Genomic DNA, 14,496 nt, shown 5'->3' with positions numbered 1-14,496 from the left:
CTGAAACCATAAGGGTGTTACAATGTCATATAAGGATGTATGCAGACATAGTATGTCGACTAATGGTGATTCGACGGACGACGAAAAATATGAACAACCGTGTGGAACTCGGCGGGAGTCGTTTCAGTAGGACTTCGCGAAGTACGCGGTCTCCTCGGCGTCGTCGCCGCAGACCGCGCAGTCCTCGCCGTCGTGAATCTCCGCGTCCTCGTCGTTCAGGGGAACCATGACGATTTCGGCGGCGATCTGGTCTTTAATCTCGTCCTCGCAGTCCTCGTCGCCGCACCACGGCGCTTTCACGTAGCCGCCGTGCTGGCCGATGGTGCCGAGAATCTCGTTGCGGGCGGACGCCTCGCGGACGTTCTCTTCGAGGTTCTCCTCGGCGGCGGCGTAGAGCTTCGCGTACACCTCGTCGAACTGCTCTTGGACGGCCTCGGCGATGTTCTCGCGGTCGAGTTCGACCGACTCGCCGTCGGGTCGGTGGACGGCGGTGACGACGTCGTCGTCGACCTCGTTCGGGCCGATTTCGAAGCGGACGGGGACGCCCTTGAGCTCCCACTCGTTGAACTTGAACCCGGGGTTGCGCTCGTCGCGGGCGTCGAGTTCGACGCGGACGCCGGCGTCTTCGAGCTCGTCGGCGATGTCCTCGGCGTACTCGAGGACCTTCTCCTGCGTGTCGGCCTGCCAGATGGGGACGATGACGACCTGCTCGGGCGCGATGGTCGGAGGCAGGACGAGTCCCTGGTCGTCCGAGTGCGTCATGATGAGCGCACCGAGCGAACGCCACGAGAGTCCCCACGAGGTCGTGTGGGCGGGCTCTTCGTCCTCGTCTTCGGTCGTGTAGGTGAGGTCGAACGCCTCGGCGAAGGAGGTTCCGAGGTAGTGGGAGGTGCCGGCCTGCACGGACTTGCCGTCGGGCATGAGCGCCTCGACGGTCGTCGTCGTGTCCGCGCCGGGGAACTTGTCGTGTTCCGGCTTCGCGCCGCGGAGCACGGGGATTGCGAGCACGTCCTCGTAGAGCGACTGGTACTGCGAGAGGCGAGTCATCGTCTCGTCCCACGCGCCGTCGCGGGTCTCGTGGGCCGTGTGACCCTCCTGCCAGAGGAACTCCTTGGTGCGGAAGAACGGCTTCGTCTCGGTGGCCTCCCAGCGCACGACGGAGGCCCACTGGTTCACGCGAAGCGGGAGGTCGCGGTGACTGCGGACCCACCGGGCCATGTAGGGCGCGATGATAGACTCAGAGGTCGGGCGGACGGCGAGGCGCTCTTCGAGTTCCTCGTGGCCGCCGTGGGTGACCCACGCGACTTCCGGGTCGAACCCCTCGACGATGTCCTTCTCGCGTTCGAGGTAGCTCTCGGGGATAAACAGCGGGAAGTACGCGTTCTGGACGCCCGTCTTCTTGAACTCGCCGTCGAGGTAGTTCTGGATGGACTCCCACAGCGCGTAGCCGCGCGGGCGAGTCACGATGAAGCCGCTCATGCCCTCCGGGCCGTAGTTCGCGAGGCCCGCCTTCTGGACGACCTCGGCGTACCACTCGCCGGTGTTGTACTGCTTCGACTCGGTGATACCGAGTTCCTGCTCGTCGCTCATTGCCCATCGGTAGCCGTAGCGAACCCTTAAACGCCCCGAAGGTGCCGGCGCGTCGCCCCGCCCCGCGGACCGTCTCTCGCCGGCGACGGTCGGCGGTTCCGGCGGACGCATAGATACATATCGCCGGCTGTCCTACCAGAACGTGGTGGTTGGCGTGCTAACAATGGACACAATTGTGGGTAGAACGCGGCCGACTCCCCGTGAGGAGGAGGTCCGAATCGAACTGTGGGTTCCGAGCGGGCGGCGCGCGGAGTTCACACCGGTCATCGAGCGACTGGACGAAACCGTCGAGCGCGGCCTCGTCTCGGAGTACACGGTCGAGACGTGGGACCGGTTCGTAGACTTCAGCGGGGAGTTGAGCCCGCGCGAGCGTCGCGCCCGCGACCGGCTCGCGTCGTACGCGCGGTGGGCGGCGACGCGCGGCGAACGGCTGACGGGGTTAGGCGACCTGGGCGTGCGCGGCGTCGGTCGGATGGGCCCGGAGCGACTGACGCGGCGGGTCCCGCGAGCGGTCATGGCCGAGTACGAAGACGGCGTGCTCGCGCACGTGACCGCGTGCGAGGAGTGCGTCGGCGCGTTCCGCGAACGGCTCCGCGACCTCGATTCGGCAACCGAACGCGAGCGGTCGTCGGAACCCGTTCGAATCGAGTGGTAAGCGGTCCGAACCTCGTTTTTCCGTGATACTGTTTCACCGTCAGCGCCGGCTGTCGAACGGTGAGTCTCCCTCGCGCCACGACCAGCCCGGCAGGCGCGTCTGAAAGCCGGCGGCGAGCGCGGCGTCGAGGTCGTCGCGCCCGGCGGGACCGTCGGTGTGGACGGCCACGTCCGCGAAGTGGAACGTGGCCTGCGCGAGGAGTCGGAGCGGCTCGCCGCCGGCGATGGTCGCCGCGAGTTCGCGGCCGAGCACCTCGTCGACGACGAACCCCGGATAGTCGTCCTGCACGTCTAACTGCTTGAGGATGCGGACGTAGGCCGCGACGTTGACGCCGACCTCGCCGTCGGCGAACACCGCGTCGACCGCCTCGCGGTAGGCCGCGTCGTCGACTTCGCCGACGCGGGTGTCGAACTGCTCGCCCAGTCGCCGCCGCGTCTCGTTGATGAGCGGGACGACCACGTCGGCGCGCTCTCGAACCCAGTCGTGTTCCGCCGAGACGGCCGCCGGTGTGAGGTCCATAGTCGTCGAACGACCCCGAGACGCTTCGGCTTTGCGAAGGGTTTTATACTGGCGACATGGTACTGTCGGGTAAGCGGGTTTTCCCTGCCTCTTCCCGCAGTCGAGATACAACCGTATTCAGTTCACTATGCTCTCTCCGCAGTCGGCCGAGACTGGCACTCGTACACGTGGACCGGCTCGCGTCGACGCTCCTGAGGTAGGGGTTCCCGAGACCTGCCGGCGCAGGACCGGACGGGTCGCTCGTAACTATGAGCTCCGTAGATAAACAACTCGAGAATCTGAAGGCAGAGATTACGAACGAACTCCCCCGCGACATCTCGGTTTCCGACGTCAAGTACGAGGGTCCCGAACTCGTCGTCTACACGCGCGACCCGAAGAAGTTCGCTCAGAACGGCGACCTCATCCGAAAACTCGCGAGTAAGCTCCGAAAGCGAATCACGGTTCGGCCGGACCCGGACGTGCTGTCCGACCCCCGAGAGGCCGAGCCAAAGATTCTGAGCGTCATCCCCGAGGACGCCGGCGTCACCGACCTCGACTTCCACATCGACACCGGCGAAGTCGTCATCGAGGCCGAGAAACCGGGCATGGTCATCGGCCGTCACGGCTCGACGCTCCGCGAAATCACGCAGAAAGTCGGCTGGACGCCCGAAGTCGTCCGCACCCCGCCCATCGAGTCCTCGACGGTCTCGAACGTCCGCAACTTCCTCAAGCAGGAACGCGAGGACCGCCGTCGCATCCTCGAACGCACCGGCCGACAGATTCACCGCGAACAGCTCTCGGACGACGAGTGGGTCCGCATCACGACCCTCGGTTGTTGCCGCGAGGTCGGCCGCGCCTCCTTTATCGTCTCGACGCCCGAGACCCGCATCCTCGTCGACTGCGGCGACAAGCCCGGCTCCGACGACGTGCCGTATCTGCAGGTCCCCGAGGCGCTCGGGTCGGGCGCGAACTCGCTCGACGCGGTCGTCCTCACCCACGCTCACCTCGACCACTCGGCGCTCATCCCGCTTCTGTTCAAGTACGGCTACGACGGCCCCATCTACACGACCGAGCCGACCCGCGACCTCATGGGCCTGCTCACGCTCGACTACCTCGACGTCGCCTCGAAGGAGGGTCGCACCCCGCCGTACGAGTCCGAGATGGTCCGCGAGGCCATCAAGCACACCATCCCGCTGGAGTACGGCGACGTGACCGACATCGCGCCCGACGTGAAGCTCACCTTCCACAACGCGGGTCACATCCTCGGCTCCGCCGTCTCGCACTTCCACATCGGCGACGGCCTCTACAACGTCGCGTTCTCCGGCGACATCCACTACGAGGACACCCGCCTGTTCAACGGCGCGGTCAACGACTTCCCGCGCGTGGAGACGCTCGTCCTCGAATCGACCTACGGTGGCCGAAACGACTACCAGACCGACCAGCAGGACTCCGAAAAGCGGCTCATCGAGGTCATAAACGAGACGTACGACCGCGGCGGCAAGGTCGTCATCCCAGCGTTCGCCGTCGGTCGCTCGCAGGAGATTATGCTCGTCCTCGAAGAGGCGATGCGCTCGGGCAAGATTCCGGAGATGCCCGTCCACCTCGACGGGATGATTTGGGAGGCGACGGCCATCCACACGACCTACCCCGAGTACCTCCGCGACGACCTCCGCGACCGCATCTTCCACGAGGACGAAAACCCGTTCCTCGCCGAGGAGTTCAACCACATCGACGGCGGCGAAGAGGAGCGACAGGACGTCGCCGACGGCGAGCAGGCCATCATCCTCTCGACCTCCGGGATGGTCACCGGCGGCCCCATCATGTCGTGGCTCCGCCACGTCGGCCCCGATCCGAAGTCCCGGCTGGTCTTCGTCGGCTACCAGGCACAGGGGACGCTCGGCCGCCGCATCCAGAACGGCTGGGACGAGATTCCGGTCAACGGCCGCGACGGCATGGGCCGGTCGGACACGCTGAAGCTCAAGATGGACGTCGAGACGGTCGACGGCTTCTCCGGTCACGCCGACCGGCAGGGCCTCGAAAACTTCGTCAAGACGATGAACCCGCGCCCGGAGAAGGTGCTGTGCGTCCACGGTGACGAGCGCTCCGTGCAGGACCTCTCGTCGGCGCTCTACCACGACTACAACATGCGGACGTTCGCGCCGAAGAACCTCGAAACGTTCCGCTTCAAGTAACGGACTGCGGTTCCCGTTCGGCACCCACCCTGTCAGTCTAGTATGAGTTCTAGCGAGTCGATAGAACCTCGATGACCAGTTTCAATCGCAAACCCGAGGAGAAAGGCGTCCCCGTTATCATCGCTATCGTCCTCGTCGGAGTTATCTTCGTCATCGTCGGAGCGGTGGTACTCGCGGGGATGTTGGGAACCTTCGTACTCAGCACGGGCGAACAGGTGAGTCCCACCCCGTCTGTGTCATTTCAGTTCGGCGTCAGCGACGGAACGGCGACGATAGCACACGCCGGCGGCGACTCGTTTTCGGCAGGTGAGATGCTTGTGGTCGCCGGTGACACCGAACAGTCGTGGGCGTCGCTGTCGGGAGCAGACGGACCCGTCGAACGGGGCGATTCGATTTCGTTCGACGTCGCGAGCGGCGACCCCGTCGAACTCGTCTACGTGGGTGGCGACGGACGCGAACTCGTCGGTCGGTTTAGCGCGTAGTCAGCCCCACGAGCGAACTTCGATTGGCGAACATTAATCAGGACTCTCGAACGAGTGGTTGCCATGCGTCTCGCACTTATTGCGCACGACGAGAAGAAGCCGGACCTCATCTCCTTCGCCGAGGAGCGGCAGGCCGACCTCGAACGCTTCGAACTCATGGCGACGGGTACGACCGGCCAGCGACTCATCGACGCCACGGGCCTCGACATCGAGCGCAAGCAGTCCGGGCCGCTCGGCGGCGACATGCAAATCGGCGCGGAGATCGCCAGCGAGACCTGCGACGGCGTCATCTTCCTCCGCGACCCGCTGACCGCCCAGCCGCACGAGCCGGACATCAGCGCCCTGCTCCGCATCTGCGACGTCCACCAGACGCCGCTGGCGACCAACCTCGCCAGCGCGGACGCCGTCCTCGACGAACTCATCAGACAGCTCGACGGCGAGGAGTAACACCGGGACCGGGCCGCGACGCGCGCGTCCATCGCTTCGCTTCGAGATACGGTATCACGCCTGAGAATCGCGGCGTATCCTTAATTATCAGCGCGCCGGAGGCGACGGTATGCACGCCGCGACTCGCGCGTCCCTGACGCTCGCCGTGATTCTCACTGTCGCGACCGCCCCGGTCGTCGCCGCGACCGCCGCGACTTCGCCGTGTTTCCCCGGCGAAGGCCACCAGTTCGACATCGGCGGCGAGGGCGCGGGTATCGACCTCGTGGTCTTCCTCTCCGTGTTCGAGAATCTCGGCGGCGAGGGCGGGTTCGGGATGGAAGCCAGCGGCTCCATCGGTAACGACTCCATCGTCCAACTCCGGGCGGGCGTCGCGTTCGACGGCGTCGGCCCCGCCGCGGCGTTCCTCTCGAACCCCTTCTCGCGGTTCAGCGTCGTCTACGACTACTCGATGAATCTCCCGATGTTCGCGGACTCGGGCGTCGAATCGAGCTACGAGGACGACGGCTCGCCGGTGAGCGGGCTCGAAACGAAGTCCTGTTAGTCAGTCACCCATCTGCGGTGAGACACGATCGGAAAACACCCCGAACAGACGACGTGCGGGGGTTTTCAAGGCTTCACGGGTTCTGCGTAAACCGATAAATAATCGGCACGAACACCAGTGCGGTATAGATCGCGAACCAGACGTTCGCACTGATGTTGGAGATCACCGCTAGCTCGCCGACGTTTCCGAGGAGGATGACGATAGCTGTGACACCGATGAAGAGATAGTATATCGGCTCTGAGAGTGGCTCCAGATTCGTATTCAACCATCGTCTCCTCGGCGACCTCCGCCCTGCACTCGCTCTGAGATAGTCTTCAAATTGGTCTCCCCGGCTAACTTTCCCACGGTGCTTGTCGAAATCGATTACATCCGCGTCGTCTAACTTCGGTAGGTGAGCCTGATACAGTGCCGTGTAGACCCTCTTTCGCTCCGACGAGGTCAACTGTCCAATCGCTTTATTGGTCTCGTTGGATGCGATTCGTTCCGCGAGGTCGCCGATGGAGACCGGAGATTCAACGTCTTCGAGGGTCTCGATGACCATTCTACGCCGTCCGTTCTGTAGAATGTGGAACCGGTTGTCCAGTTCCCGCTGTCCGACGTCGCTTTCCGGGACGTATTCGCGAAGCGAGTGGAGATACGCGTCAAATCGTTCCCCGCGGCGCACGACCCCGTTCTCTTCGTCAAACTCTATTACTCCCCTCTCGGACAACTTCTTCAGATGCGACTGATAGAGAGCGATATACACCCTTTGGCGCTCATCAGACGTCAGTCGAGACGGAGCTTTATCGTTCTCTTGAGCGGCGATTCGCTCGGCGATCTCTTTGATGGTCAGTGGTGGATCCGACTGAGACACCATCCGTATGGTCGAGCGTCGTCTCGAACTTCTCAGGATGTCAAATAGCTCATCAGTTGAGACTTCACTGGACGTTCGGTGATGGATATCGGGTTCCCGCTGGTACGCCTGCCGCCTGATCGCCTGATACTCGATTTCGTTTCCGAGCAGTGCGCCGAGTAACCCACCGATCACCGTTGCATCGAGAGAATATAACAACCCAAGCGGGATTCCGACGACTATCCCGACTAACATCCCTCGCCCCGTGGTCGTTAGCCGGCTCAATGATTCCGTCTCTGACCGGGGTTCCTCTTCGTCATCAGCCGTGTTTTGCTGACTGGCTTCCGGATCGCTGTTCGGCTTTTCGACGTGAGTGTCGAGCGGCTGGGACCCGCCGTCTGTGGCTATCTCTTCGGGTTGCTCTTCCGCGTCGTCGTCGTCTCCGTCTTGGAGCGTCTCTAAGAACTCCTCGTTGATCGAATCCAAATTTGAGATGTAATAGTTCACGCTCTGGTCGATGTTGTCTTCGATCTCCTTTTGAACTTCGTTCAGATGGGAGATAATATACAAAATAGAGAATACAATGACGACTAAGAGTCCAAACTGGAGTGATATCAGATACCCTATATAGGTCGGAGAGTTCAGAAGTTCCGCAATTCTGCTCGGTGCCCACTGAACATATCCAATTATGAACGCCCCGACTGCAACAGATTTAGTTCCAAGACCGATCAGTCGGTCTGTCGATTCCATGCCGGATGATACTATCCGTTTCACATATTGTTTTCTCTGTAATACCACACGTCGAGACTGTCTGACCTACGAGGATATTCTTGAGATAGTCCAGACCGCGTCTCTTACTCCGAGTTGTCGGTTACGCCGACCATCTCGCACACGTCGGCCATCGGGCACGCCCCGGGCCCGTCGAGACACGCGGGCGTCCGTGCCTTGCAGAACTCGCGGCCGAACTGAATCATCGCGGTGTGACCGAAGCCGCATTTCTCGTCGGGGATATCGCGTTCGAGCGCCGCCCGAACGCCCTCGTGGTCGGCGTCGGCGGGCGCGAGTCCGATTCGCCGAGCGATGCGGTGGACGTGCGTATCGACGGGGAAGACGCCGCCGCGGCCGCCCGCGAAGAGGAGGACGCAGTCGGCGGTCTTGGGGCCGACGCCCTTCATCTCCAAGAGGCGGTCGCGGACCGTCGCGGGGTCTTCCTCGCGGACGTAGCGGTCGAAGTCGGCCTCGCTCCCGAAGTCGGCCAGCACCTCCTCCGCGACGCCTTGGATGAGATTCGACTTCTGGTTGTAGAGCCCGCCGGAGCGGATGGCGTCGACGATGCCCTCGCGGTCGGCCGCCGCCAGCGACTCGGCGAGGTCGCCGCCGCCGTACTGCGCCATGAGTTCGTCGTGGGCCGGCTGGCTCGCCTTGTCGCTCGTGTTCTGGCTCAGGATGGTTCGGACGAGACACTCGAAGCCGCCCTGCCCGCCGTAGGCCTTCCGCCAGTAGCGTTCGCCGAGTCGGTCGACGACGACCTCGGCGCGCGTCGCGGTCTCGGGGTCGGCGGGGTCGAACGCCGTCTCTCGGCCGCCGCCGCTCGCGCCGCCGCTGATGTTCTCTGCGGGTTCGTCGGGCATGTCCGGAGGTTACGACCGCGCGGTGAAAAGCCCACGTCGTCAATCGGCTCGCGTCGGTCCGTCGCCGCGGGACTATTCGACGTCGATGGTGACGGTCAGTTCCGCGCCGTCGGCGAGCGCCGAGACGAGGTCGCGGTCGAAACCGGCCGCGGCGTGGGCCGCGTCGACCGCGCCGGTTCGGTCGTCCACGTAGTCGCTCGTGCGGAAGACGATACTGCGGTCGCCCTCGAACGTGAGGTCCGGGTGCCCGCGTGCGCGGACGGTCTGTTCATGGGCGTCGTCGCCCGCGTCCACGCGGACGTGCACGTCGATAGTCGCGTCGCCGGACTGGCAGGCCTCGACGAACGCCGGGTCGAAGTCGTCGGGCGTGCGGTCGGCTTCGACGCCGATGATGCAGTCGCCCGCGGGGGTGAGCCAGTCGTCCGTCGTCACCTCGAAGGTGCTCGCGTGTTCGGCGCGCACGTGTTCGTGGCCGCGTGCGCGAATGACTTCTCTCATGGCGTGGCATCCGACCCGACTCGGTTTAGCCCCCACGATTCACATCCCATTTATATACGACTGTGACACCATCTAACATGGTGAATACGGTCGATACGAGCGGTGTGGTAACTGTTTTCACCCGAATTTTCACCGAAGTATTTATTAACTGGTCGCCTGTATGTGTATGTACCTGAGCGCCTCCGGCGTTCCGGCGGCATCGCACGCAGAATGATCGGGAATTCTTATCCACGGTCGGTCGCACTCCCACGAGCAGCCGCCACGCACGGAGTGGTGATGGTATCGAGGATTGATTACGCATGGTAACGAAGCAGGAAGTACTTAGCGAGTTCGACGTGCAGGAACTCGACGAGGCACGAAACATCGATCTCCCAGACGAAAAGCTCGAGAGCGGCTCGAAAGGCGAACTCATCAAACTCGCCGGTCAACTCCGTGACCGCCGCAATGAACTAAACCAGATGGCTTCTGAGCGCGCGTCCAAGCGCGACGACCTCAACGCGAAGACTCGCGAGAAGGTCGACGAAGCCCAGAAGCACCGCGAGAAGCGCGACGAGATGAACTCGCAGGTGCAGGAACACAAGCAGAGCCGCAACGAGCTCAACGCGAAGGCCAACGAGCTCTTCGACGAGGTCGACGAGATGAAAAGCGACCTCGAGCTCGACGACGGCAAGGACATCGACGAGCTCAAAGAGGAGATCGAGCAACTCGAGTTCCGCCAGCAGACCGAAGTCCTCTCGACAGAAGACGAGCGCGAGCTCATCGAGAAAATCGAGAACAAGCGCGAAGAGCTTCGCCAAAAGAAGGACAAGGTCGAAGAGAGCGGTGACCTCGAAGAGCTCATCGAAGAGGCAGAAGAGGTCCGCTCCGAGGCGTCCCAGCACCACCAGAAGGTGACCGAGCTGGCCGACGACGCCCAGGAGCACCACAACCAGATGATCGAGGCCTACCGCGAGGCCGACGACATCCGCGACAAGGCCGACGAGATGCACGAGCTCTTCGTCGAAGCCCAGGAAGCGGCCGACCGTCACCACGAGGACTTCGTCCGCGTCCAGAAGCGCCTCCGCGAGCTGGACAAGAAGGAAGAGCGCCAGCGCAAGGACTCCCGCGCCGAGGAGCGCGAGGCCGCCAAGGCCGAGGCCGAGGAGATCTACCAGAAGTTCAAGGAAGGCGAGACCCTCGAGACCGAGGACCTGATGAAGCTCCAGAAGTCCGGTCTGCTCTAAACTCCGGTCACTTTCTCTCTCTTCGTCGCGCTTGCGACGTGTCATTTTTATCCCGTTCGAAGCCCCAGCGACAGCCATGAGTGATTCACCGTGACCGACAGCTTCACGCGCGTCTACCGGCTGGCTATCGTGGTCGTCCTCGCCGTCGTCGGGGCGGCGGTCGGCTGGATTCTGTTCTACCGCGTCCCCGACACGCTCGCCGACCTCGCGGGGCTCCTCTTGGTCATCGGCACCGTCGTCGCCGCGCTCCGCGTCGGCGGCAGGCTCGCCGCCTCGGCGTTCCCCGACTACGACGTGGCCGAGGTCGCCGTCGAAGGGCCGATTTCCCGCGACGGCGGGGGCGGTCCGGTTCCGGGCCGCGGCGGCGGCACGCCCGCCGACGACATCGTCGAGCAGATAGACGCCGCGGCCGACGACGAGAACGTCGACGCGCTCCTCGTCAGACTGAACACGCCCGGCGGGGAGGTACTGCCGAGCGACGACATCCGTCGGGCCGTCGCCGACTTCGACGGGCCGACGGTCGCCTACGCCACCGACACCTGCGCCTCGGGCGGCTACTGGATTGCCAGCGGCTGTGACGAGCTGTGGTCCCACGACGTGAGCGTCGTCGGCTCCATCGGCGTCATCGGCTCGTCGGTCAACGCCTCGGAGTTGGCCGACAAACTCGGCCTCTCCTACGAGCGGTTCGCCGCGGGCAAGTACAAGGACGCGGGGATGGCACTCAAGGAGCCGACCGACGACGAACGCGAGTACCTGCAGGGTCTCATCGACGACTACTACGACGACTTCGTCGAGCGCGTGGCCGAGGGTCGCGACATGGACCCGGAGGTCGTCCGCGACACGGAAGCCCGCGTCTACCTCGGCGAGGAGGCCCGCGAACTCGGGCTGGTCGACTCGCTGGGCACCCGCGACGACGTGGAGGACCGACTCGCCGAACTCCTCGGCCGCGACGAAGTCTCGGTCCGGGAGTTCACCCCCGAAGTCGGACTCACCGACAGGCTCCGCGGCGGCGTCGAGGGGGCGGCGTACGCCTTCGGCGCGGGCCTCGCCTCGTCGGTCGAAGCGGACGACGGCTTCTCGCTTCGGTTCTGACGACTGGGAGGCTTTTTAGCCCGCGCCCGCGTTCGTCCGCCACGTGACAACGCTCGTCCTCTGTGTCGACCGGGCGAACGACATCGGCCGAAAGACCGGGCTCTCGACGCCCGTCGTCGGCTGGGAAGCGGTCAGGTCGCTCGTTACGGACGTGGGGCTCGCGGACCCCGAGGATTCGAGCGTCAACTGCCTTCTCGCGGCGTTGCGGACGACGCGCGAACTCAGAGACGAGCGCGAGGACGCCGAAATCGCGGTCGTCTCGGGGACGAGCGACAGCGCCGTCGGGGCCGACCGCGCCGTCGCGCGACAGCTCGACGACCTCGTCGAGCGGTACGACGTCGAGTCCGCGGTCGTCGTCATCGACAGCGCGGAAGACGAGCGGCTCGTCCCCGTCGTCGAGAGCAGGCTCCGGGTCGACGCGGTCGACCGCGTGGTCGTCCGACAGGCCCACGACATCGAGTCGACGTACTACCTGCTCAAGCAGTTCCTCGGCGACGAGGAGCTTCGCTCGACGATACTCGTCCCGCTCGGCGTCGGGCTACTGCTCGTCCCGTTGCTTCTCGTCCAGTTCACCCCCGCGGTCGCGCTGGCCGGCCTCGCCGCCCTGATGGGTGCGGTGCTCCTCTACAAGGGGCTGGCCATCGACGAGTTCCTCTCGGACGCTCCGGACCAGGTTCGTGACGCCCTCTACTCGGGGCAGGTGTCGGTCGTCACCTACGCGGTCGCCGCGGGACTGGCCATCGTCGGGCTGTTCCTCGGCGCGCTCGCCATTCGGTCGCCCGGCGTCGGCGGCGGGAGCGAGGAGGTGCTCGTCCCGTCGCTCCTGTTCGTCTACCACAGCGTCCCGTGGCTGGCGCTCGCCGCGTTGACCGCGAGCGCGGGTCGCCTCTTGGACGAACTCATCGGGAGCGAGCGCGTCTCCACGTCGTACATGAACCTCCCGTTCGGCGTCGTCGCCATCGGCCTCGTCGTCCGCGGCTTCGCCGGCTTCCTCCTCGAACGACAGGGCGAGCTAGCGAACCTCGAACTGCTCGGGCGACTCGCGCTCACGCCGGTCCAGCGGCTGGTGATTTTCATCGTCGCCGGCGTCGTCGTGAGCGTCGTGGGCGTCCGCATCTCGGCGAGCGTCTCCGACGAGACGCTGGACGACGTGGTCGACGCGCCGCGAGAAAACGAGAGCTGAGCGGCGTCCGTTCCGCGTTTTCGCTTCGTTCCGCGTCGTTAGTTCGACGCCCGGTACTCGCCGTGTTTGACGCCGATGGCGAGACAGACGGCCCCGAAGACGAGCATCGCGGGGGTCACCATCATCAGGACCGTACTGGTGGCCATCGCGCCCATGCCGATGAGGGCCGCGGTTCCGACGACGACGAGCGCGACGAGCAACGCGACTGTCTTGGGGAGGTCGAACTCCATGAAATTCTGTCGGGACTCGTTCGACAAATCCGTTGCGGCTCCGAACTGCGAATCGAGCGTCGAACCGGAAACCGTGGGATCGGCCGCTTACCAGGGCGCGAAGCCGGGGTCGACGCGGCGGTCTTCGACGTCGATGGCGTCGATGGCGGCCACGTCCTCGTCGTCGAGTTCGAGCGCGAGCGACTCCCAGTTGTCGCGGATGTGGCCCTCGCTCGTCGCCTTCGGAATCGCGGTGACGCCCTTCTCGCGGAGCCACGCCAAGGACACCTGCGCCTCGCTCGCGTCGTGCTTCTCGGCGATATCGGATAGCACGTCCACGTCGAACACCGCTCCGCGGGCCAGCGGGGAGTACGCGACGATTTCGATGTCCTCTTCGGCGCAGACCTCGCGGAGTTCCTCCTGTTGGAGAAGCGGGTGCATCTCGATTTGGTTGGCGAAGATTCCAGATTCGGACAGTTCGACGGCCTCACGGACCTGTTCGGGTTCGAAGTTGGAGATGCCGACGCGCTCGGTCAGCCCCCGGTCGACGAGTTCGTCGAAGGCCGCGAGCGTCTCTTCGGCATCGTACTCGCGGGACGGCCAGTGGACGTACAGGAGGTCGACGTAGTCGACGCCGAGCTTTTCGAGGCTCACTTCGGTGCTCTCGATGACGTCGTCGTAGGACAGCTCGTCGATCCACACCTTCGTCGCGAGGAACACGTCGTCGCGGTCGACGTCGGCGGCGGCGATGCCCGCGCCGACCTCGGACTCGTTCCCGTACGCTTGGGCGGTGTCGATGTGGCGGTAGCCCATCTCCAGCGCCGTCTGCACCGCGTTGCGACACTCGTCGGCGTCCGTGTTCTGCCACGTTCCGAGGCCGAGCATCGGCATCCCGTTCGCTCGCGGTGTGTCGTCTACTGAGGCGGGGTTCTCCGTCATGGGTGAGCAGTGGGCCGCGAGTTGAAAAGGCGTTCCGAAAGGGCGGACGAATTTCCGGCTTTCACGGCCTGAGTGTATGTCACACGGAGGCTCGGACGTTCGTCATTCGACGCCAACCGACGCTCGGCGGCGGATAGTTTATGTGTCACGTGGTAGCATATCTGTACGGTGGTCAGGAATGTCGTCCGCATCAGAGCCGTTGACAGAAGAGAACACGAACGCGTTCGCACACCGCATCGCGGGTGACTCGCTCGTCTACGAGTGTCCGAACTGCGAGTTCGGCGAGGTGTTGGTGACGGAGCTCATCGAGTCCGACGACGCGCGGTGTCTCGACTGCGGGACGCGCTACCAGCTCCGCATCGAGACGGTGGAGTAACGAGCGAGTCGCCGGGAGACCCGCCGGGAGACTCGACGGCGGTTCGGTCACCTCGGTCGCCCGGCTCCGCTTGGTCCCACTCGGACCGACTCGGCCGGTCGCTCGGCT

General features: G+C 64.4%; 16 protein-coding genes. 9 read left to right on the top strand and 7 right to left on the bottom strand.

The genetic code is table 11. The annotated features are described in order from the left end of the window. Window positions 1-123 precede the first annotated feature (123 nt). A complete protein-coding gene (gene proS / locus IEV64_RS12605; protein WP_007275070.1) occupies window positions 124-1,590 on the bottom strand; it encodes a proline--tRNA ligase in 1,467 nt (488 codons plus the stop codon). Between the two features lie 163 nt (window positions 1,591-1,753). Between proS and IEV64_RS12600 the strand changes: the two genes are divergently transcribed. After that, the gene (locus IEV64_RS12600) at window positions 1,754-2,245 is read left to right on the top strand and encodes an HTH domain-containing protein (RefSeq protein WP_049920545.1); all 492 of its coding nucleotides are present in this window, start codon (window positions 1,754-1,756) and stop codon (window positions 2,243-2,245) included. Window positions 2,246-2,284: 39 nt separating this feature from the next. Here the strand turns inward: IEV64_RS12600 and IEV64_RS12595 are convergent, their stop codons facing one another. Further along, window positions 2,285-2,764: a DUF7984 family protein gene (locus IEV64_RS12595; RefSeq protein WP_004971142.1), complete on the bottom strand. Its 480-nt coding sequence runs from the start codon at window positions 2,762-2,764 to the stop codon at window positions 2,285-2,287. A 248-nt stretch (window positions 2,765-3,012) separates the two neighbouring features. Between IEV64_RS12595 and IEV64_RS12590 the strand changes: the two genes are divergently transcribed. The 4 genes from IEV64_RS12590 to IEV64_RS12575 all read left to right on the top strand — a co-directional run bounded on the left by IEV64_RS12590 (window position 3,013) and on the right by IEV64_RS12575 (window position 6,405). After that, a complete protein-coding gene (locus IEV64_RS12590) occupies window positions 3,013-4,935 on the top strand; it encodes a beta-CASP ribonuclease aCPSF1 (RefSeq protein ID WP_004971141.1) in 1,923 nt (640 codons plus the stop codon). A 71-nt stretch (window positions 4,936-5,006) separates the two neighbouring features. Continuing rightward, window positions 5,007-5,417 (top strand): type IV pilin N-terminal domain-containing protein, encoded by a 411-nt coding sequence (locus tag IEV64_RS12585; RefSeq protein WP_007275068.1) that lies wholly within the window; start codon window positions 5,007-5,009, stop codon window positions 5,415-5,417. 63 nt (window positions 5,418-5,480) lie between these two features. Beyond that, entirely contained in the window at window positions 5,481-5,864 is a 384-nt protein-coding gene (locus IEV64_RS12580; RefSeq protein ID WP_004971138.1) for a methylglyoxal synthase, read from the top strand. Window positions 5,865-5,973: 109 nt separating this feature from the next. Beyond that, a complete protein-coding gene (locus IEV64_RS12575) occupies window positions 5,974-6,405 on the top strand; it encodes a DUF7332 family protein (RefSeq protein WP_007275067.1) in 432 nt (143 codons plus the stop codon). 73 nt (window positions 6,406-6,478) lie between these two features. On the opposite strand, the gene IEV64_RS12570 is transcribed toward IEV64_RS12575, so the two are convergent. The 3 genes from IEV64_RS12570 to IEV64_RS12560 all read right to left on the bottom strand — a co-directional run bounded on the left by IEV64_RS12570 (window position 6,479) and on the right by IEV64_RS12560 (window position 9,366). Further along, the gene (locus tag IEV64_RS12570; RefSeq protein ID WP_188424016.1) at window positions 6,479-7,987 is read right to left on the bottom strand and encodes a DUF7344 domain-containing protein; all 1,509 of its coding nucleotides are present in this window, start codon (window positions 7,985-7,987) and stop codon (window positions 6,479-6,481) included. A 104-nt stretch (window positions 7,988-8,091) separates the two neighbouring features. Then, window positions 8,092-8,868: an endonuclease III domain-containing protein gene (locus IEV64_RS12565; RefSeq protein WP_188424015.1), complete on the bottom strand. Its 777-nt coding sequence runs from the start codon at window positions 8,866-8,868 to the stop codon at window positions 8,092-8,094. A gap of 72 nt (window positions 8,869-8,940) precedes the next feature. Beyond that, window positions 8,941-9,366, bottom strand: a complete 426-nt coding sequence (locus tag IEV64_RS12560; protein WP_007275065.1) for a DUF371 domain-containing protein — start codon at window positions 9,364-9,366, stop codon at window positions 8,941-8,943. Between the two features lie 299 nt (window positions 9,367-9,665). On the opposite strand from IEV64_RS12560, the gene IEV64_RS12555 reads away from it, so the two are divergent. The 3 genes from IEV64_RS12555 (at window position 9,666) to IEV64_RS12545 (ending at window position 12,864) form a co-directional block, all read left to right on the top strand. Further along, window positions 9,666-10,589, top strand: a complete 924-nt coding sequence (locus tag IEV64_RS12555) for a coiled-coil protein (protein WP_004064289.1) — start codon at window positions 9,666-9,668, stop codon at window positions 10,587-10,589. 90 nt (window positions 10,590-10,679) lie between these two features. Continuing rightward, window positions 10,680-11,681 (top strand): signal peptide peptidase SppA, encoded by a 1,002-nt coding sequence (gene sppA, locus IEV64_RS12550; RefSeq protein WP_188424014.1) that lies wholly within the window; start codon window positions 10,680-10,682, stop codon window positions 11,679-11,681. Window positions 11,682-11,724: 43 nt separating this feature from the next. Further along, on the top strand, window positions 11,725-12,864 hold the full coding sequence (locus IEV64_RS12545; protein WP_004971132.1) for a DUF373 family protein: 1,140 nt from the start codon (window positions 11,725-11,727) through the stop codon (window positions 12,862-12,864). Window positions 12,865-12,902: 38 nt separating this feature from the next. On the opposite strand, the gene IEV64_RS12540 is transcribed toward IEV64_RS12545, so the two are convergent. Further along, window positions 12,903-13,094 (bottom strand): DUF7333 family protein, encoded by a 192-nt coding sequence (locus IEV64_RS12540; RefSeq protein ID WP_188424013.1) that lies wholly within the window; start codon window positions 13,092-13,094, stop codon window positions 12,903-12,905. An 87-nt stretch (window positions 13,095-13,181) separates the two neighbouring features. Next, complete coding sequence (locus tag IEV64_RS12535) at window positions 13,182-13,964, bottom strand: aldo/keto reductase (RefSeq protein ID WP_007275062.1); 783 nt, start codon at window positions 13,962-13,964, stop codon at window positions 13,182-13,184. A 226-nt stretch (window positions 13,965-14,190) separates the two neighbouring features. Here IEV64_RS12535 and IEV64_RS12530 point away from each other — a divergent pair, with 226 nt between their 5' ends. After that, complete coding sequence (locus tag IEV64_RS12530) at window positions 14,191-14,388, top strand: hypothetical protein (RefSeq protein WP_049920544.1); 198 nt, start codon at window positions 14,191-14,193, stop codon at window positions 14,386-14,388. Window positions 14,389-14,496 lie beyond the last annotated feature (108 nt).

The organism is Haloferax sulfurifontis (assembly GCF_014635105.1).
Classification (GTDB): Archaea; Halobacteriota; Halobacteria; order Halobacteriales; family Haloferacaceae; genus Haloferax; species Haloferax denitrificans.
Note: the sequence above shows the minus strand (reverse complement) of the source record. Positions and strands in the feature narration are given on the sequence as shown.

Coding starts and splice junctions, on each gene's coding strand:
- IEV64_RS12580 (WP_004971138.1), top strand. CDS start 5,481: ATGCGTCTCGCACTTATTGCGCACGACGAGAAGAAGCCGGACCTCATC.
- IEV64_RS12560 (WP_007275065.1), bottom strand. CDS start 9,366: ATGAGAGAAGTCATTCGCGCACGCGGCCACGAACACGTGCGCGCCGAA.
- IEV64_RS12540 (WP_188424013.1), bottom strand. CDS start 13,094: ATGGAGTTCGACCTCCCCAAGACAGTCGCGTTGCTCGTCGCGCTCGTC.
- IEV64_RS12565 (WP_188424015.1), bottom strand. CDS start 8,868: ATGCCCGACGAACCCGCAGAGAACATCAGCGGCGGCGCGAGCGGCGGC.
- IEV64_RS12585 (WP_007275068.1), top strand. CDS start 5,007: ATGACCAGTTTCAATCGCAAACCCGAGGAGAAAGGCGTCCCCGTTATC.
- IEV64_RS12530 (WP_049920544.1), top strand. CDS start 14,191: ATGTCGTCCGCATCAGAGCCGTTGACAGAAGAGAACACGAACGCGTTC.
- IEV64_RS12595 (WP_004971142.1), bottom strand. CDS start 2,764: ATGGACCTCACACCGGCGGCCGTCTCGGCGGAACACGACTGGGTTCGA.
- IEV64_RS12575 (WP_007275067.1), top strand. CDS start 5,974: ATGCACGCCGCGACTCGCGCGTCCCTGACGCTCGCCGTGATTCTCACT.
- IEV64_RS12590 (WP_004971141.1), top strand. CDS start 3,013: ATGAGCTCCGTAGATAAACAACTCGAGAATCTGAAGGCAGAGATTACG.
- IEV64_RS12600 (WP_049920545.1), top strand. CDS start 1,754: ATGGACACAATTGTGGGTAGAACGCGGCCGACTCCCCGTGAGGAGGAG.
- proS (WP_007275070.1), bottom strand. CDS start 1,590: ATGAGCGACGAGCAGGAACTCGGTATCACCGAGTCGAAGCAGTACAAC.
- IEV64_RS12535 (WP_007275062.1), bottom strand. CDS start 13,964: ATGCCGATGCTCGGCCTCGGAACGTGGCAGAACACGGACGCCGACGAG.
- IEV64_RS12555 (WP_004064289.1), top strand. CDS start 9,666: ATGGTAACGAAGCAGGAAGTACTTAGCGAGTTCGACGTGCAGGAACTC.
- IEV64_RS12570 (WP_188424016.1), bottom strand. CDS start 7,987: ATGGAATCGACAGACCGACTGATCGGTCTTGGAACTAAATCTGTTGCA.